The sequence below is a fragment of the Lysinibacillus sp. NPDC086135 genome (assembly GCF_044746345.1).
GTDB lineage: Bacteria > Bacillota > Bacilli > Bacillales_A > Planococcaceae > Lysinibacillus.
Window position 1 is genome coordinate 249,657 of sequence record NZ_JBIVCA010000003.1, and the last position, 19,844, is coordinate 269,500.

At 35.6% G+C, this 19,844-nt stretch carries 16 protein-coding genes and 1 pseudogene; 16 read left to right on the plus strand and 1 reads right to left on the minus strand.

Features of this window, described 5'->3' with window-relative positions:
* Entirely contained in the window at window positions 1-780 is a 780-nt protein-coding gene (locus ACIPKN_RS06240) for an SDR family NAD(P)-dependent oxidoreductase (protein ID WP_400934356.1), read from the plus strand.
* A 33-nt stretch (window positions 781-813) separates the two neighbouring features.
* Here ACIPKN_RS06240 and ACIPKN_RS06245 read toward each other — a convergent pair.
* Window positions 814-1,378: pseudogene (locus ACIPKN_RS06245) on the minus strand (IS3 family transposase); the annotation flags it as partial.
* Window positions 1,379-1,757: 379 nt separating this feature from the next.
* On the opposite strand from ACIPKN_RS06245, the gene ACIPKN_RS06250 reads away from it, so the two are divergent.
* The 15 genes from ACIPKN_RS06250 to ribF all read left to right on the plus strand — a co-directional run bounded on the left by ACIPKN_RS06250 (window position 1,758) and on the right by ribF (window position 19,635).
* The gene (locus tag ACIPKN_RS06250; protein ID WP_400934358.1) at window positions 1,758-5,720 is read left to right on the plus strand and encodes a non-ribosomal peptide synthetase; all 3,963 of its coding nucleotides are present in this window, start codon (window positions 1,758-1,760) and stop codon (window positions 5,718-5,720) included.
* A 4-nt stretch (window positions 5,721-5,724) separates the two neighbouring features.
* A complete protein-coding gene (locus ACIPKN_RS06255) occupies window positions 5,725-6,783 on the plus strand; it encodes a GntG family PLP-dependent aldolase (RefSeq protein ID WP_400934360.1) in 1,059 nt (352 codons plus the stop codon).
* A complete protein-coding gene (locus ACIPKN_RS06260; RefSeq protein WP_400934362.1) occupies window positions 6,780-8,216 on the plus strand; it encodes an argininosuccinate lyase in 1,437 nt (478 codons plus the stop codon). Before ACIPKN_RS06255 ends, ACIPKN_RS06260 begins: the two co-directional genes overlap by 4 nt.
* A gap of 19 nt (window positions 8,217-8,235) precedes the next feature.
* Window positions 8,236-9,168 (plus strand): GHMP family kinase ATP-binding protein, encoded by a 933-nt coding sequence (locus ACIPKN_RS06265; protein ID WP_400934364.1) that lies wholly within the window; start codon window positions 8,236-8,238, stop codon window positions 9,166-9,168.
* Window positions 9,149-10,198 carry a cysteine synthase family protein gene (locus ACIPKN_RS06270; protein WP_400934366.1) on the plus strand — a complete coding sequence of 350 codons (1,050 nt, stop codon included), beginning with the start codon at window positions 9,149-9,151 and terminating at the stop codon, window positions 10,196-10,198. Before ACIPKN_RS06265 ends, ACIPKN_RS06270 begins: the two co-directional genes overlap by 20 nt.
* Window positions 10,155-11,402, plus strand: a complete 1,248-nt coding sequence (locus ACIPKN_RS06275) for an ATP-grasp domain-containing protein (RefSeq protein WP_400934367.1) — start codon at window positions 10,155-10,157, stop codon at window positions 11,400-11,402. Before ACIPKN_RS06270 ends, ACIPKN_RS06275 begins: the two co-directional genes overlap by 44 nt.
* A 497-nt stretch (window positions 11,403-11,899) precedes the next feature.
* Complete coding sequence (rimP, locus tag ACIPKN_RS06280) at window positions 11,900-12,370, plus strand: ribosome maturation factor RimP (RefSeq protein WP_142507439.1); 471 nt, start codon at window positions 11,900-11,902, stop codon at window positions 12,368-12,370.
* A 31-nt stretch (window positions 12,371-12,401) separates the two neighbouring features.
* Window positions 12,402-13,541: a transcription termination factor NusA gene (nusA, locus tag ACIPKN_RS06285; RefSeq protein WP_142507438.1), complete on the plus strand. Its 1,140-nt coding sequence runs from the start codon at window positions 12,402-12,404 to the stop codon at window positions 13,539-13,541.
* A gap of 178 nt (window positions 13,542-13,719) precedes the next feature.
* Complete coding sequence (rnpM, locus tag ACIPKN_RS06290; protein ID WP_400934369.1) at window positions 13,720-13,998, plus strand: RNase P modulator RnpM; 279 nt, start codon at window positions 13,720-13,722, stop codon at window positions 13,996-13,998.
* Window positions 13,995-14,303 carry a YlxQ family RNA-binding protein gene (locus ACIPKN_RS06295; RefSeq protein ID WP_323645110.1) on the plus strand — a complete coding sequence of 103 codons (309 nt, stop codon included), beginning with the start codon at window positions 13,995-13,997 and terminating at the stop codon, window positions 14,301-14,303. The genes rnpM and ACIPKN_RS06295 overlap by 4 nt, the downstream gene beginning before the upstream one ends.
* A 14-nt stretch (window positions 14,304-14,317) precedes the next feature.
* Window positions 14,318-16,570: a translation initiation factor IF-2 gene (infB, locus tag ACIPKN_RS06300; RefSeq protein ID WP_400934370.1), complete on the plus strand. Its 2,253-nt coding sequence runs from the start codon at window positions 14,318-14,320 to the stop codon at window positions 16,568-16,570.
* Complete coding sequence (locus ACIPKN_RS06305; protein WP_004225006.1) at window positions 16,570-16,848, plus strand: DUF503 domain-containing protein; 279 nt, start codon at window positions 16,570-16,572, stop codon at window positions 16,846-16,848. Before infB ends, ACIPKN_RS06305 begins: the two co-directional genes overlap by 1 nt.
* 101 nt (window positions 16,849-16,949) lie before the next feature.
* Window positions 16,950-17,291, plus strand: a complete 342-nt coding sequence (gene rbfA, locus ACIPKN_RS06310; protein ID WP_400934372.1) for a 30S ribosome-binding factor RbfA — start codon at window positions 16,950-16,952, stop codon at window positions 17,289-17,291.
* 462 nt (window positions 17,292-17,753) lie between these two features.
* Complete coding sequence (gene truB, locus ACIPKN_RS06315) at window positions 17,754-18,665, plus strand: tRNA pseudouridine(55) synthase TruB (RefSeq protein ID WP_400934373.1); 912 nt, start codon at window positions 17,754-17,756, stop codon at window positions 18,663-18,665.
* A 13-nt stretch (window positions 18,666-18,678) separates the two neighbouring features.
* Window positions 18,679-19,635: a riboflavin biosynthesis protein RibF gene (gene ribF / locus ACIPKN_RS06320; protein WP_142507434.1), complete on the plus strand. Its 957-nt coding sequence runs from the start codon at window positions 18,679-18,681 to the stop codon at window positions 19,633-19,635.
* The last annotated feature ends 209 nt before the right edge of the window (window positions 19,636-19,844 follow it).

Consider the following 19,844-nt stretch of genomic DNA (forward strand, 5'->3'; position numbering starts at 1 on the left):
ATGAAAAAAAACGAAAATGACATGAATAAAGTTGTGTTAATAATAGGTGGAAATTCAGGTATAGGAAAAGGAATTGCGAGAAAATTCCTCGAAAACAGCAAGAATATAGTTATTATTACTGGTAGAGATATTGAAAAAGGACTTAACACACAAGAAGAATTGTCGAGGGTATCCAAAAATATTGAATTCTATCCACTGGATATTAATCATGCTCAAGATGTAGAAAATATTATTAAAACTATAGCACAAAAATATGGTAGAATCGATATCTCTTGTAATTGTGCTGGGATCGAACATCGCTTTGCTTCAATGATTGATTTGGAAGAAGAGGAGTTCGATAAAGTAATTAATGTTAACCTAAAGGGTGCCTGGTTATGTATGAAATATCAAATAAAACAAATGATGCGTCAAAGGAATGGTGGATCAATAATTAATATATCCTCAGTTAGTGGATTGAAGACTACCCCAAACGGTTCCATTTATTCAGCCAGTAAACACGGGTTAGAAGGTTTAACGAAAACAGCTGCTCATGAATTTGCAAGATTTGGAATAAGAATAAACAATGTTACTCCTGGATTAGTGCAAACACCAATGGCGAATAGAGTTTTAGGCATCAGTGAAGATGGTTCTGATGAGTTATGCAATAAATATATTCCTGCTGGTCGAATGGCTAGTACCAAAGAAATTGCTGAGGCAGTGTATTGGATAGCTTCAGATAGTGCAAGTTATATCATTGGACATTCTTTAGTGGTAGATGGCGGTCTAGCTCTTGGGAGATGAAGTGACCCCTAAAAGTTAGACACGGTTATTTCATCAGGCAGCTTGGGTAAAATGAGTTCGGTATTGCACCGAACTCATTTTTAATCCTTGATCCGTTTCGTATTATAGTAATTCTATTTTAAAATTCTCAATACTTTCAATTTCCCTCATGTAAAGGAATTCAGATTTCATAATTCCAAAGAAATTCTCCATGACAGCGTTGTCGTAACAGTTTCCTTTACGAGACATCTTGAACAATTCCTCTTGATTTTAAGGAGCGACGATATTTCTTCATTTGAGTGCCAGCCTTGATCGGAATGCATAAGTAGCTAGTGGTGCTCAGGTAAACGTTCGAACGTTTTGTCTAACATGTCTGAAACAAGTGAATAGGTGGTCTAGAGCCAATTGTATACGTGATAATTTCCCCGTTAATTAAATAGAGCTTACCTCCAAATAATTTAAACTCTGTGATATCCGTTACCCATTTTTATTAGGGCCTCAGCTGTAAAGTGACGGTCTAAAATATTTAGACCAATTTTGCCAACGTTTCCTTTATAGGATTTATATTTTTTCACACTAAGCATTTTAAACCAAGCTCTTTCATGATACGTTGCACCTGTTACAGGTGAGTTCCCCTAGCCGGATAGCTCAAAAGAGCTCTCTGTCCTGCCCTCTACCGTGGTATTACGCCCGCGGAGCCCAAAAAGTGGGACAAACTCCGCTTTCTACAGAAAATTGGTCTCCACTTTACTTCGAATAGTATAAAAGATTCCACTAACAATTCCCAAAAAAAGAATGACTAAGAACGTTTACGAAAATTTTCTTAACTAAGTTTTTTTAACAGTGGGGCTACTTTTATATTACAGTTTATGTGTTTTGTAAAATTAATTTTGTTATTCTCACTTACTTTGCGTTATTTACTAATGATTATTCTATTTAAAAAAATTATACTTTGTTAAAGCTAATCATCCAAAAATTTTTTTTAGGAGTGATAAAGTATGACTACTGAAATAAAAAGCAAACCCATAACATACTTCAAATTAAAGCCCTCATTTTCCCAAGAGAGATTTTGGGTTCTTCATAATTTAGAACCGCATAAACCTACCTATAATATCTCAAAAGTTTTTCGTTTTCACGGGAATTTAAAGTTGGAGGCATGGAAAAAAAGCTTAGAAGAATTAATAGAACGTCATGAGATCTTAAGAACTAGTTTTATATTTGAAGAAGAGCTATTTCAACTTATTACAAGTAATACAACCCCCTCTTTTGACTACTTAGAATTATTAGAGGGTGAGGCACGGGAAGTAATAAACGATTTTATTCATCAGCCATTTGATATTGAATGTGATGACTCTCTATTTAAAGCAAAAATAATAAAAACAGAATTAAATGTTTATTATTTTGCATTAAATATTCATCATATTCTTTGTGATGGACCATCGTTGGGGATATTAATTAAAGATTTATTTAGTTTATATAACCACAAGGTTAGTAAAACAGCATTAACATTACCAGAACTAGATATTCAATTTGCAGATTTCGCAGAATGGGAAAGATCCCTACAAGAGGAAACTAGTTACAAAGAATCTCTAGAGTTCTGGAAAGAAAATTTAAAAGATGCCCCTGCTAATGTAAATTTTAATAAACACGGAACTGCATTTGGATTTAATGGGAAAACTAGTAGATTCATATTACCGAGTGAATTACAGCAATTCATTAGAGAAATTTCAAAATCCAATAGAACAACTGTATTTACTACCTTATTAACTGCATTCAAAGTATTGATTAACAAGTACACATCACAGAATGAAGTCAGTATCGGCTCACCTGTAAGTTTGAGAGAGAACAAACAACTTAAAAATGTTATTGGACTTTTCATCAACACGGTAGTCATTAATTCTAAGATTGATCCACACACTTCGTTTTCGGATAACGTAAACCATATTCAAGCTAATGTTTTTGAATGTTTTAAACATAAATATATTCCTTACGATTTAATAGTAAAAGAAATTAGTCCTGATAGAGAAGATATTAATAACTCGTTATTTAACATAATGTTTGCGTTACATTACGCTACCGATAAACCTAAATTAGAAGGTATAAAATATGATGAGATTCGATTAGATAACAGTACCAGTAAATTTGATTTATCTCTTTCTATAATTATAGAAGACGATCGAATGGGGATGGAAGTAGAATATAATACAAAAATTTTCAATGAAAATTATATCAAGCAGATGTTTGGTCATCACTTTATGACATTACTAGCTAATTTGTCTAACAATGAAAACAAACCTTTAAAGTACCTAGAAATTATGACTGAAGAGGAACAAAATAATATTTTGTTAAACAATATCAAAAAAGAGATGCCTCCTAGAAAGTGTATACATGAATTATTTGAAGATCGAGTTGCAGTAAACCCTCAAGCTATAGCTTTAACATTTAGAGAGCAGACGCTAACATACTTTGAACTCAATCAAAAGTGCAATAAGTTAGCAGGGAAACTTAAACATAAAATTGAGAGCGGGTCCCCAATTGGCATATATATGGATCGTTCAATGGAAATGATTATTTCGATAATAACTGTTTTAAAAATGGGGGGAGTGTACGTACCGCTTAATATAGAGGATCCACCAAAAAGAACAATAAATATTATAAAAAAAGCAAATGTAATATTTGTTTTATCAAATAAAGACAGTAAAGATAAATTAAAGAAATTTATTAATATAGAATCTTATAGTTTTAATGAATCAGATTTACCTATAGATGAATTCATGAATAATCCTTCAACCAAAACAACACCCGAAAGCATGCTTTCAATTTACTTTACTTCCGGCTCTACTGGTGAGCCAAAGGGTGTAATAAATCATCATATTGGTTGGATTAATAGAATGAACTGTATGCAACAGACTCATCATATACAAGTTGGTGACTCTGTACTGCAGAAGACTTTATATACCTTTGATGCATTTGGTTTGGAAGTATTTTGGCCATTATTGTTTGGCGGGAATGTATGTTTGTTAGAGGCTGGAGAACATAGAAATCCTAGATCCATTATTGATGCAATGATAAAACATAAAGTTATCTTTCTTCAAGTTGTGCCTAGTATGTTAAATGAAATAGTCAGAGAATTAAAAAAAGAAGACCTTTCCTGTTTAAGTAGGCATTTGAAATTTATAGCAAGTGCTGGTGAGCCGTTAACATCTAGTTTATATAGAAGTTTGATAAAGAAAATAGATTGCCCTGTTTATAATACATGGGGGCCAACTGAAGCCTCAATTGACGTTACCCAATACTTATGTAGGGAGGAAGATCAATTTAGCGATGAAATTATTTCAATAGGTACACCTATGATGAATAATGAGGTGTATATATTAGACGAAAATCTAAACCCTGTACCTGTGTATGTAACGGGTGATATATATGTATCTGGTATAGGACTAAGTAAGGGATATGTAAATGATCAAGAAAAGACGAGTGCATCATTTATAAATAATCCTTTTAAAAAAGACACAATTATGTATCGAACTGGTGATAAAGGATACTTCCTTGAAGATGGAAATATAAAATTTGTTGGACGTGAAGATAACCAAATAAAACTTAGAGGAATCAGAGTTGAATTAGATGAAATTGAGAGAGTAATTAATAATAGCAAATTAGTCAATCAAGGTGTTGTGAAAGTAATTAATCATAATAATAACTACAAGCTTATAGCATACATTTCATTGATATCTGAGCATAGTTCTGCAATGCAGGAAGTTAAAGAAGAACTGACTTCCAAATTACCAATGTACATGCTGCCAAATCATTATGAGGAAATGAAATCTTTACCGTTGTTGTCCAACGGAAAAATTGATAGAAAATCATTGCCGATACCAAATTTAAGCACAATATCACAGTCAAAATTGGTTTTGCCAAGAACAAACAAGGAACTCATCATCTGTCGATTAATGGGTAATCTATTAGGGCACAATCAAATAGGTATTAATAGTAATTTCTTTGATATAGGAGGTCATTCTTTAAATGCATTTAAATTGCTAAATAGTATCAACCAAGAGTTTAAAATAAATCTCCCTTTAAGTTTTATTTTTAAAAATTCAACTATTGAAAAAATGTGTAAAGTTATTGAAAACAGGAGATGTCTGGAAGTTGAAAAATCAAATATAATTCTGTTACAAAACGGTGATGTAAATAAGGCTCCCTTATTTTTAATACATCCCGGTGGAGGAGGTATTATATGTTACTACGAGTTTGTAAGAAAAATGAATATCGAAAATCCAATTTATGGAATACAGTCTTTAGGGTACGATGACAATAGAGAACCTTTGAAATCTATAAAGCACATGGCAGAAGAGTACATTAAAGGAATCGTAAAAGTGCAGCCCACTGGGCCATATATTTTAGCTGGTTGGTCATTAGGCGGGACAATTGCGTTCGAAATTGCACACCAATTAGAAAAAATGCATAAAACTGTGGATTTTTTAGGATTAATAGATACATATCCTATCGATAGTATGAAAGATAGCCTTAAGGTGGCACAATCCCGCAAAACTCCGATTGAGGCGTGGGCTACAAGGCTAAACATTTCCTTCGATACGGATACAACCCAAAAAGAAAAAATTAAACTAATCCATTCAGAAGTTAAGAACAGAAAAATGATACCCCTAGAGTCAACTATCAATGAAACAAATAAAATCTTAGAAGTAATGTACTGTAATAATATGGCTGCAGAAGATTTCTATTGTGATTACTATTTAAATCACAATATCCATTTATTTAATGTTAATGAATTATCTCATATTAACCCCATACCTTTAGTAGATGCTAATGTGTGGAGAGAAAGAACAACCAAAAAATTATTTATCCATGAGATAGATGGGGATCATCATAATTTAATGGATAAGTCCAAAGTAAGTAAACTTGCTAATACATTTAAAACTTTACTAGAAGATAGGAGGTAAAAAAGTGATTGAACTGAGAAGCGATACCTTTTCTTTGCCTAGTGTAGATATGCTGAATTCTATTAGTGGGGCTATATTAGGTGATGATGTATACGGTTTAGACTTAACTGTTAAAGAATTAGAAAAAAAGGCTGCAAATATGCTAGGCAAGGAAGATGCAATACTTATGCCTTCTGGTACTATGGCAAATTTAGCCTCAATACTCGCCCATTGTCCGAGGGGCTCCAAAGTTTTAGTTGGAAATAAATCTGACATTTATATTTATGAAGCTGGTGGGGCATCCGTATGTGGTGGAGTTATATATGAACCGATTCAAACAGAGACAAATGGTACTTTAAAAATAGGGAATATAGAAAAAGCATTTCCTGTTGATACTGATGATCCACAGTTCGCATTACCTGCGTTACTTTGTATTGAAAATCCTAGTAACCGCACTGGGGGGAATATTCTACCATTAGGATATTTAGAAGAGTTGTTCCATTTTACTAGGGAAAAAGAAATAGCTTTGCATATGGATGGTGCGCGAATTTTTAATGCTGCTATTGCATTACAGATACCGGCAAATCGGATTGCTATATATGCTGACTCGGTGCAGTTCTGTTTATCGAAAGGTTTATCAGCTCCTATAGGGTCAATCGTGGCAGGTACCGAACAATTTGTCAGTAAGGTTAGAAGGATTAGAAAAATGCTCGGTGGGGGGATGAGGCAAGCAGGGATAATTGCGGCACCTGGCATTATAGCGTTAGATAATATGCATCAGACCTTGCAAAAAGATCATAGCAGAGCTAAAAACTTAGCAAGTTACTTAAGTTCAATTAATGAGATTGAACTTAATGCAAATGTAGAAATTAATATGGTTTTTTTTACTTTAAAACCTGAATATTCAATAAATAAATTTATTACTACTTGTGCAATGTTTGGACTAAATATAGATGAGTTAGAGCCAGGGATTATTAGGGCAGTTTTGCATAGGAATATTAGCGATGAAGATATATTAGATACAATAGAAATTATACAAAGAGCTCTACCTCTTTCGAAGAAAGAAGGGGGGATATATCGTTGATACATTTAACAGGTAGGATAACCCAAAAGCCAAATGAACTCGTTAATGCGTACATTTTGGAGCCGCATTTTAGTTACGAAGTAGAAAACTTATTGAAGTACTATGTTGAAATTGAACTTGTCATGAATAAGGAATACGAAAGGCTAGGTTTAATTAGTAATAACGAAAGAATTAAAATAGACGAGGCTCTAACCACTTTAGATGCCTCAATTATAAAGGCTAATCCATTAGAAAACATGTCGGATATATCTTTTGCAATAGAAAAGTACGTTGAAAAAATAATGGAAGATAAACTACCTGATAAATGGCATAGCGATAGAAGCAGAAACGATATACAAAGTTGTGCCCAAATCATGTTGTTAAGAGATCAATTATTAAACCTAGAAAGCCAAGTATCGGGATTGATAAAAAGTTTAATTAATAAGTCTTACGAGTCAATTGATAAGCCGATTCCAGGGCGTACTCATTATCAACCTGCTCAAATTATTACACCTGCCTTTTATTTTATATCAATTGTTGAGGAACTAACTCATATTAGAAATTCACTATTAAATATTTATGATTATGTCAATCAATGTCCATTAGGGGCTGGTTCTATGGCTGGGTTAGAATATGAATGGAACCGAGTGTGGATTGCTAGAGAACTAGGCTTTATAAAACCTAAAAACACTGCACTATCTGCTATAGCATCTAAGCAAGGTCATCTTGAAGTCGCAGCCATGCAAGCAAATTTAGGCGTATTGATTAGTAGATTTGCAACTGATCTTATTGATTGGTTGGTAAATAATTATATAGACTTACCAGATGAGTTATCTGGTATATCTTCAGCTATGCCGCAGAAGAAAAATTATCCAATTATGGAGAGGATTAGAGGTCAAAATTCCCACATGATATCTTTTTATAATGGGTTAACTTTGTCTCAAAAAAATACACCATTTACAAATTTAGTTGAGACGTCTAAAGAAGGAAGTAAATATATACTAGAACTATTTAGGACGACGAACGTAAATCTAAATTTATTAAAAATAGTTATAGAAAATATGAAATTTAATGAAGATAAAATGCTAAAAGACTGTTCAAATGAATTTTTTGGTGGATTTACGCTTGCAAACTACTTATCAAAGGAATACGGAATTCCGAATAGAAAAGCTCAATCCATTGTGGGTTCAGTAATTCGAACAGCTATCGAGAATAATCTAACCCCAATGAATCTGAGCTCACAAATAATACAAGAAGTTAGTGAGAAGCATGGGTATAGTGTGTATATAAAGGATCATCAAATACAAAATCTTTTCTCTGTAAAACAAAACTTAAATAAACAGACTCTAGGATCAACTAATCCATGTTCAGTAGAATCCATGTTGAAAGATTATAAAATAATTAATAAAGAAATTGATGATGTCTGGGATAGTAGAAAGAAACCAAATGATTAAAATTTAGGAGGTTGTAAATTTGTATACTGACATTCTAAATATCCCTAGCAAGCTTCCTGTAAGACAAGAAGGAACCGGAATTTCTAGTGGAACTTTTGGGGAAATGTTGCAAGGAGTACTTACGAACGGTAAACCATTTTTGGTCACACTGCCCATTAATAGGTTTTCTAAAGCAATTTTCAAACCTTCTCTTGCTAAAGAATCAATTGAGGTAATACCTGAATTTAAAGTAAAAGCGAAATGCCTTTGTGAAATGATATTAAGAGATAATAACCTCCCATTAGGAGGTACATTAGAAATAGTGAGTACAATTCCTGTAGGAAAAGGGTTAGCAAGTTCCTCTGCAGACTTAGTAGCTGTGTCAAGGGCAATTGAATCAGCCTATGATTTTACATTAGATATTAATAAATTAGAACAGTATCTTGCTAGTATAGAACCAACAGACGGAGTAATGTACCCATCTATTGTTTCTTATTATCATCGAGAAGCAAAATTAAAAGATTATATTGGTAATGTACCTGCATTAACAATCGTTTCGCACGATGAAGGGGGAGAAATCAATACTATTGACTTTAATAGAAGATATTATAAATATGAAATTGATGTAAAACAAGAATATGAATTATTACTAAAAAAATTAATTACTGCAATAAACAACAATGATTATAAAGGGATTGGCGAAATTACAACAAGAAGTGCGATTTTACATCAAAACGTTTCTCCAAAGAGAACTTTAAATCAAATGATAGATATAAATAATGAAATTAATGGACTAGGTGTTGTGATAGCACACAGTGGCACTTATATAGGTATTTTAATTTCTCAACATGATGAAGAGTATTATGAAAAATTAGGCATTGCCAAACAACTTATTAGCAAACTATCGGATGATGTTCAGGTAATGCACACTATTAACCAAGGAGAGAAATGCTATGGAAAACAATTTAATTGACTCCATTGGAAATACACCTCTGGTTAAGTTGAGTCAATCGAATATTTATGCCAAATTAGAATTGTTAAACCACTACGGTATGAAGGATAGAGTTGCTAAAAATATTCTTTTACAAGCTAAAAAAGATGGTAGTCTAAAACCAAATGCTACAATTATAGAAAGCTCTTCAGGAACTATGGCACTGGGAGTAGCAATGGTTGGTACGGCACTTGGTCACGAGGTTATTATAGTAACGGATCCGAGAATTGATCCATTGACTTTAGTGAAATTAAAAACATTAGGTGCTAATGTGCATATCGTTGAAAAGATGAATGAGCATGGTTGGCAAGGTGCTCGGCTTGAATATGTATATGAGCTTTTCAAGATTTTCCCAAATCATTTTTGGCCAAAACAATACGAGAATCCTAATAATCCAGGAGCGTATAAGACACTTGCTAATGAGCTTATGAAAGAATTAAAAAATATCGATTACTTAGTTGGCGCCGTAGGTAGTGGAGGCTCATTATGTGGAATAGCAAGTCAACTTAAACGATATAATAAAAATCTAAAAGTTATAGCTGTTGATAGTGCAGGTAGTGTGATTTTTAATCAACCTTTAAAGAGTAATAGACTTCAAGGTGGATTAGGAAATAGCATAAAACCCCAAAATGTAAATTATGACATAATTGATGAGGTACACTGGCTAAACGACAACGAGGCTTTTGAATCGACCTTAAGATTAGGAGAAAAAGAGAAAATATTTGCAGGTAACAGCTCTGGGTCAGTGTATACAGTTGCATCTTGGATTAGTAAACAGATTAGTAGTGATAAGGTAATTGTAGCGATTTTTCCTGATAGAGGAGATCGATACCATAATTCAATATATAGTAAGCAATTCTGGAATGAGAACAATCTAAAACTAGGGACCATTCCTAATAACCCTACTATGGTTACAGAAGGTGATGTAGTAGAAAGTTGGTCGTACTCAAATTTACGGGGGGATAGTATTGAATACGAAGAAACCAAACATAATTCTATTCATAGAGTCTAATACAACCGGTACAGGAAAAAAAGCATTTGATGTTGTTAAAAAACTTGGGTATGAAGGGCTTCTTTTAACCAATGATTTTTCTCAATATAATGGTTTTGAAGGGATAGAGTATCTAACTTGTGATACTAATAACATTAAGGAACTAAGTTCTACAATTGAATATATAGGAGTAGAATCTATTGTTGGTATCATGAGTACCAGTGAATACTATATAGAAATATCTGCTGAACTTGCAAACCAATATGGCTACAATGGTAATAATCCAAATTTTATTAGAAACTATAGAGATAAGGCACTTCTCCGAACCAAACTCTCAAAGAAAAAACAAATCATGCAACCAAAATACAGAATAATAGAAAAATATGGAGATTTAAAGAACTATAATGATGAGATTAGCTTTCCGTGTATTGTAAAGCCTACTGAAGATAGTGGGTCAAATGATGTTAAATTATGCTTTTCTGATAAAGAAGTCGGTGACCACGTCAATGTGATTTTACAGAAAGATACAAATATGCGAAACCAGAAAATGTACCCAAAAGTCTTGATTGAAGAGTATATCGAAGGGAGAGAATTCAGTGTTGAGTTCTTCGTAAATAAAGAAGAATTCAACTTAATAGGTATTACAGAAAAGACAACTATGGGTATGCCTTTCTTTGTTGAAAGCAGGCACATATTCCCTGCTTGCATTTGTCAAGATACTAAAAAACTTATTCTTCAAACTGTTTCAATTGCAATTGAAGAATTGGGATACTTAAGAGGGGCACTCCATGCTGAAATTAAAGTCTATAAAGGCAATTGTTATATTATAGAGATTAATCCTAGATTGGCTGGTGGTATGATACCAGAACTAGTAAAACTGTCGACAGGAATTGATATTCTTGAGCAACATATACTTTCAATTTTAAATAAAAGAGAAATTAAAAAAATTAACATTGATAGCTTTGCTGGTATACAGTTTATTACTGCACCTTCTGATGGTATTTTAGAACAAATCAGTGGTATTGAAGAAATAAAAAACTTACCTGAATTTCACTTGGTCTCAATTAATGCTAAAGCAGGTACAATGATTAGAAAAGCTAGAAACTCCTCTGATCGATTGGGGTATATTATACTTAAATCGAATTCCTATAATGATTTAAATGATAAATTAAACTATATTATTGAAAAAATAAACATTAAGCAAAATGGATATTTAACTACCTGACTTTTGTGAACCTGCATGATAGGTGTACTGCAAAAGAAGGAAGATAGAGGTCGTGTTTCTAAAACATTAATCAAATACATGGATCAGCTAGGCTGCTTAGAGGGGATGACTGATACTAATCAGCTAACACTTTTCTAATATCGATTGTGGGATTAAATTAAGGTATCAGATATAATGTTCACAAATAATACGGATAAAGTGAATTCTTTATGACTAAATAAAGTGTCTATTCAAATTTCAGACATAACAATGGCTATATACAACTGTTGTCTAGTTGAAGGAAATTTGCATTGTGCTGTAAACTATGCTATCCTTATGGTAATAATTTGTTGATATTTTTCCAGCAAAAGAGTGGGACCTTCCCGCTCTTTTCTGTTGTTATACCGTAGCAAAACAAATTTTTGACTAACAGCAGGTAAGACCGTTAAATTTCACCAAAGCTACTGGTGGAATTTCTGTTTTATTACGCCAGAATTTGATAGATACAGGAGGAAATAATGAGCAAAGTACCATCTTTAATTGAAGAGCTCGCCAAACCGATTGTTGAAGAGTTAAATCTTGAGCTTGTAGATGTCGAGTTCGTAAAAGAAGGACGTAACTGGTTTTTACGTGTTTATGTGGATACACCTGAAGGTGGAATTGACATTGAACAATGTGCTCAAGTTAGTGAACGACTAAGTTTGCTATTGGATGAAAATGATCCAATTACACAAAACTATTATTTAGAAGTTTCTTCACCTGGAGCAGAACGTCCATTAAAAAAAGATACTGATTTTGAAAATGCGATTGGCAAATTTATTTATGTTAAAACCTATGAGCCCATCAAGGACATGAAGGAATTCCAAGGCTACTTAACGTCATACGATGAACATACATTAGTGATGGAAGTACGCATTAAAACGCGTAAAATTACAGTAACAATTGAACAAGAAAAAATCGCATTGGCACGACTAGCCATCGATTTTTAAGCATAATGCATATTTAGGAGTGAAAACAAAAATGAGTAGTGATTTGTTAGATGCGCTAAATGCGCTAGAAGAACAAAAAGGAATTTCAAGAGATGTGTTAATTGAAGCAATAGAAGCGGCATTAGTTACAGCTTACAAACGCAACTTCAATCAAGCACAAAATGTTCGTGTTGACTTAAATTTAGATAAGGGCTCTATTCGTGTCTTTTCACGCAAAGATGTTGTTGAAGAAGTAGAAGATGACCGTTTACAAATCTCTGAAGAAGATGCTAAGGCTATCAACCCTGCATACCAGTTGGAAGATGTGGTTGAGCAGGAAGTAACACCTCGAAACTTTGGTCGTATTGCTGCACAGACAGCGAAACAAGTTGTAACACAACGTGTTCGCGAAGCAGAACGCGGCTTAATTTACGAGCAATATGTGGACCGTGAAGATGATATCGTGACGGGTGTAGTTGAGCGTCTAGATGCTCGTAATATTTACGTAGGTCTTGGAAAAGTAGAGGCTGCATTACCACAAAACGAACAAATTCAAGGTGAAACATACCATCCACACGAGCGCATCAAAGTTTATATTACAAAGGTTGAACGTACAACGCGCGGACCGCAAGTTATTGTTTCACGTACACATCCTGGTTTATTACGCCGCTTATTTGAAATGGAAGTACCTGAAATTTATGAAGGTATTGTAGAAATTAAATCAATTGCTCGTGAAGCAGGAGATCGTTCTAAAATTTCTGTTTATGCACATAACGAAGAGGTAGATCCAGTAGGTTCATGTGTAGGAGCAAAAGGCGCTCGTGTGCAAACAATTGTAAATGAATTAAACGGCGAAAAAATCGATATCGTTGAATGGTCAGAAGACCCGGTTGTATTTGTAGCAAATGCTCTTAGCCCATCTAAAGTTTTAGATGTTCAAGTCAATGAAGAAGAAAAATCTACTACTGTTGTTGTTCCAGACTATCAACTATCACTAGCAATTGGTAAACGTGGTCAAAATGCTCGTTTAGCTGCTAAGCTAACTGGCTGGAAAATTGATATTAAGAGTGAAACAGATGCACGTGAGTTAGGCATTTATCCATCTGCAACAAGCACTTTCATACCTGCTGAGGATGAAGAAAGTGATTTTGATGATGTGACAGTTGACTTATATCAAGACGACGAAGAATAAGTAAGAAAGCCCGTGTGACTTGTTAGCTGCCATTATTCAGTGGGCGTTGGGCTGCGTCGACTGAATAATGGCAGAGCCTACATTGGAAAATATTATGGTTAAATTCTGAATATATAACAATGTAGTGCATGGCTGGTCCACCTCTTACGACAAGCTTCAGAGAGGAAAGGTGATTCTTATGGCTATTAATAAAAAAGTACCTCTTCGAAAATGCGTAGCAACCGGAGAAATGCTAACAAAGAAAGAAATGATTCGTGTCGTTCGTTCGAAAGAGGGCGAAGTAAGTGTAGATGTTTCCGGGAAAAAACCCGGACGTGGTGCCTATGTTTCTAAATCGGAGGAAGCGATTGCAATCGCCCGTAAGAAAAATGTTTTAGGGCATCAACTTGATGTAAAAATCCCTGAAGAAATCTACGATGAACTTATTTTGATGATTCGTAGGGAGTCTATATTATGATCAATCAAGCAGTGCATAATTTGCTTGGAATAGCGGCAAGAGCCCGTAAAGTGATTTCAGGAGAAGAGTTAGTAGTAAAGGAAGTCCGCAATGGTAATGCTAAGATAGTACTGCTTGCAAACGACGCTTCTAAAAACTCTAGCAAAAAAATTCAAGATAAATGCACGTACTACAACGTTGAGTATCATGTAATTGGTGATCGTTATGATCTAGGACATGCTACAGGTAAGGAGGCCCGAGTGGCTTTAGCTATTACCGATAAAGGTTTTGCAAGCAAATTGTCTAGTCTACTCAACGAAAAATAATCGGGGGTGAGCAGATGACCAAAATCAGAGTTCATGAATATGCGAAACAAGTGAATAAAACGAGTAAAGAGGTTATTGAAGCACTAAATAAATTAAATGAGAGCGTAACAAATCATATGTCAATGTTAGAAAAAGACACAGTGATAAAGTTAAACCAAACATTTAAAAATAGTAAAGATGTGAAGCAACCTACTCAAAATGTATCGCAAAAACAACAGCAACCGGTGAAAAAGCAAGAAGGGCAAAAGCAACAATCTGCTACTTCTAAGCCTAAAACAAGTAATCAGCAACAAACGCGTCAAAACTCAAATTCGTCTAACGAAAAATCTAAGAATATAAAAGGTAATCAAAATAAAAATATGACACAAAATAATAACAATAATAATAATAATAATCGCAGAGGTGGCGGTGGTTACAACCAACGTCCAAAACCAGGAATCCATGGCGGGAAACGTCGCCATCCAAAAACACATCAACCAACTCTACCAGTGAAACAAAAGGAATTACCAGAAAAAATTACTTTTGTTGAATCACTTTCTGTAGCGGAATTAGCAAAAAAATTACACCGTGAGCCATCAGAAATTATTAAAAAATTATTTATGCTTGGTGTAATGGCAACAATTAACCAAGAATTAGATAAGGATGCAATTGAATTACTTTGCGCAGACTATGGTGTAGAAGTTGAAGAAGAAATTCGTGTAGATATTACGGATTTAGAAACACACTTCGAACAAACAGAAGAAATTAACGAGGCGGACTTATCAGAACGTCCTCCTGTAGTAACAATTATGGGTCACGTTGACCATGGTAAAACTACATTGTTAGACTCTATTCGCAATACTAAAGTTACAGCTGGAGAGGCTGGAGGTATTACTCAGCATATCGGTGCTTATCAAGTAACTGAAGGCGACAAAAAAATTACGTTCCTTGATACACCAGGACACGCTGCGTTTACAACTATGCGTGCGCGCGGTGCGAAAGTAACGGACTTAACGATTTTAGTAGTGGCTGCGGATGATGGCGTTATGCCACAAACAGTAGAAGCAATTAACCACGCAAAAGCAGCAGAAGTACCAATTATTGTTGCAGTCAATAAAATGGATAAACCTTCAGCTAATCCAGACCGTGTGATGCAAGAGTTAACAGAGCATGGCCTAGTTCCTGAAGCTTGGGGTGGCGAAACTATTTTCGTACCAATCTCTGCATTAAAAGGTGAAGGCATTGACACATTACTTGAAATGATTTTACTTGTTGCTGAAGTTGGAGAATTAAAAGCGAGCCCTAATCGCTTAGCACTTGGTACAGTAATTGAAGCACAGCTAGATAAAGGTCGAGGCTCTGTTGCAACGCTTTTAGTACAAGATGGAACATTAAAAGTAGGGGACCCAATTGTTGTCGGCCATACTTATGGACGTGTACGTGCTATGGTGAATGACAAAGGCCGTCGTGTGAAAGAAGCTGGACCATCAACGCCAGTTGAAATCACAGGTTTAAACGATGTACCACAAGCTGGCGACCGTTTCGTTGTCTTTGAAGACGAAAAAACAGCACGTCAAGTTGGAGAAACTCGTGCAATGACAGCGATTCAAGCACAACGTTCAGAAAAACAACGCGTAACGCTTGATAACTTATTCGAACAAATGAGTCAAGGCGAAATGAAGGAGCTTAACTTAATTGTTAAAGCTGACGTTCAAGGTACTGTAGAAGCTATGGCTGCATCATTAATGAAAATTGATGTTGAAGGCGTAAACGTAAAAATTATTCACACTGGCGCTGGAGCGATTACAGAATCAGATATTTCTCTTGCTGCGGCTTCTAATGCAATTGTTATCGGCTTCAACGTTCGTCCAGATGTCAATGCAAAACGTGCAGCAGAAGAAGAAGGCGTAGATATTCGTCTACACCGCATTATCTATAAAGTAATCGAAGAAATTGAACAAGCAATGAAAGGTATGCTTGATCCAGAATTCGTAGAAAAAATTATTGGTCAAGCAGAAGTTCGACAAACAATTAAAGTATCAAAAGTTGGTACAATTGCTGGTTCATACGTAACAGAAGGTAAAGTAACTCGTGATTCAGGCGTACGTGTGATTCGCGATAACGTAGTAATTTTTGAAGGTGAATTAGATACACTTAAACGTTTCAAAGATGAAGTAAAAGAAGTTGCCCGTGGTTACGAATGTGGTATTACAATTACAAACTTCAACGATATTAAAGAAGGCGACATTATCGAAGCCTATATTATGGAAGAAGTTAAACGTGCTTAATGATTGTTTACGCAGAGGTTGAATTCATTATTCAAACTGCCCATTCGTTGAAGGAAAAACGTGCTGTCTTACAGCGTATGATTACCCGCACGAAACAAAAATTTAATGTATCCATCGCGGAAATTGATCATCAAAATGTATGGCAACGCACGAAATTAGCGCTTGTTGCTGTTTCTTCTTCAAAAGAAGCAGCCGAGCGTGAAATTAATCACGCGCTCCACTACTTACAGTCAAATCCATCTTGGGAACAGCTTAATGTGTGGCGAGACTATCTATAAGTAACATTAGAAGTTGTGTTGTTTGATTTACCAACCTGCATGAAAATAGATGTGTAAGTAAGGACACAACTTTCTGTACATCGAAATTGAGGTGACAAACTATGTCTCTACGCTCAAACCGTGTCGCTGAGCAAATGAAAAAAGAGCTTGGCGAGATTATTGGACGTAAAATTAAAGATCCGCGTGTTGGTTTCGTTACTGTTACTGGTGTTGAGGTGACAGGTGATTTACAGCAAGCGACAATTTATATTACAACTCTAGGCAATGAACGTGAAAAAGAGGACACACTAAAAGCCTTATTAAAGGCTTCTGGTTTTATTCGCTCAGAAATCGGTTCACGAATCCGTTTACGTCGTACACCAGAACTAATTTTTGAATTCGATTCATCGATTGAATATGGGAACCGTATTGATACATTGCTACGTGGTTTACACGAAGAATAAGCTTAACTTAAAAAAGTCTGCCATATGCATGTTCATGCAGGCAGGCTTTTTATATTTATCGGAAATGCAATAAAACATTTTGTGACTCTATTTTTTTACAGGCGTGTTAATTAGGAAACAATAGGTTTATTATTGAGCGATAAAGAGATTTTTTTTGCTATTTTGTTAATATACGCCCATTTTTAACTGATTGTAGCGTAGGGCTACTCGACTCCCACGGGAAAGCGAGACAGACGAGACCCTGCACGGAGCGAAGCAGAGGGAGCGGCTCGCTCGCCCGCAGGAAGCCTTGCTCTGCGCGAAAGCGAAGCGGCAGCGACAAATGTTTTCTGTAGCGAAAGCGAAGCGGCAGCTACAAAGCGAGTAGCCCGTAGCGGAAATCAGAGCCTTCTATTTATTGAGATGGATAAAAATGGTTAATCAACACGCCTGTTATTTTTATTGGATATTAGGAGGGAATTTATGAACGGTATTTTACCGCTTTGGAAAGAACGTGGCATGACAAGTCATGATTGCGTCTTTAAATTACGAAAAATTTTACGTACTAAAAAGGTTGGCCATACTGGCACACTTGATCCAGGTGTTGAGGGGGTTCTTCCCATTTGTATAGGTCAAGCAACACGCATCGCAGAGTATTTAACGGATACAGGAAAAACCTATGAAGCTGTTATTTCAATTGGCCGTACAACGACAACGGAGGATGCAGAAGGAGAAACAGTTGAGCAAGATCCTACGGATAAAAAGTTCACACGTACTCAATTGCAAGAAGTTTTAGCCTCGCTAACAGGTGTCATTCAACAAACGCCACCAATGTTTTCAGCTGTCAAAGTAAATGGTAAACGTCTCTATGAATATGCTCGAAAAGGCGAAATTGTAGAAAGACCGACACGTCAAGTAACTATTTATGCATTAGAACTACTAGATGATGTAGAAATATATGAAGGGCAAGAAATTACATTCCCAGTACGTATAGCGTGTAGTAAAGGGACGTATATTCGAACACTAGCTGTGCAAATCGGAGCGGCGCTTGGCTATCCTGCGCATATGAAAGAGCTCGTACGCACAGCCTCAGGTACGTTTACACAAGAAAATTGCTTTACGTTGGCACAAGTTGCTGAACTGATGGAAGGTGAACAAATTGATACATGCATTTTACCAGTTGAGTATGCATTAACGGATTATCCATATATGGAGATCACTTCCGTAAACGAAAAAGAAATTTTCAATGGACAAGTGCTTCCCGCAGATGCATTATTAAAGATACATGATAAAATTGTTTTTGGAATCAGTGGGAAAGCAATTGCGGTCTATCATGCCCATCCTACAAAGGAAGGGTTTATGAAGCCACATAAGATGTTTCCAACGATAGAGTAGGAGGATTTTTAGTATGGAGGTCATTCATTTAAAATACCCACACCAACTACAGCAACGAGAAAGCATGCAGCCATATTCATTGGCTCTTGGTTTTTTTGATGGTGTACATAGAGGGCATCAGGCAGTTATTAAGGCGGCGAAAGAAGAAGGAGACAAGCGCCAAATTCCAACGGCTGTTATGACATTCGATCCACATCCTTCTTTAGTGCTTGGCGGACGTAACGAAAAAGTATTTTATATAACGTTATTACAGCAAAAATTGCAGCTTTTTGAAGAACAGGGTGTTGATACAATATTTGTTGTACATTTCACATCTGATTTTGCAAAGCTTTCACCTGATGCATTTATTGATACATTTATTCGTGGGTTGAACATTCAACATGTTACAGCTGGCTTTGATTATTCTTTTGGTGCATTTGGGAAAGGTACAATGGAAGAAATGCGTGCATTGAGTAATGGAGATTACGGCGTAACGGTTGTTGAAAAGAAAACTGATGATATTGAAAAAATTAGCTCTACACGTATCCGTAAGCTTTTGCAAGACGGAGATATGGAGGAAGCAAGATTACTCCTAGGACGTCCATTTGAAGTTACGGGAATCGTTGTACATGGTGATAAGCGAGGACGCACAATCGGTTTCCCAACTGCAAATGTCCAAGCGTTAGAGGGAACTTATATTCCAGCAAGCGGTGTATATGCGGTTCGAGTACTTGTGCAAAATAACTGGTATGATGGTGTATGTAATGTAGGCTATAAACCAACATTTAAAGATCCAAACGACAAACAATTATCTATCGAAGTCCATATATTAAACTTCGAAAAAAATATTTACGGTGAAGAAGTGCATGTCGCTTGGTATAAACGTATAAGAAGTGAACGAAAATTCGATGGCATTGAAGCTTTGAAAGCGCAAATCGAAAAAGATAAACAGGAAGCAATTGAATATTTTGGGATCATCGCCGAAAGTTAAAACGTACGCCATGAGTTGATTGGAGTGGAGGTTGGGCGACTCCTTGGGGATCAGCAATAGAGGAACGAAGGCTAAAAGCATCACATCCTGTGATAACGCCTTCGTGACCAACCTCGTGTTGGCCCGAGACCCTGGAGCGCTAGCGAAGCGGCTCATCGGACGCCCCCAGGAAGCTTTGCTCTGTGCGAAAGCGTAGTGCTAACGTAGCG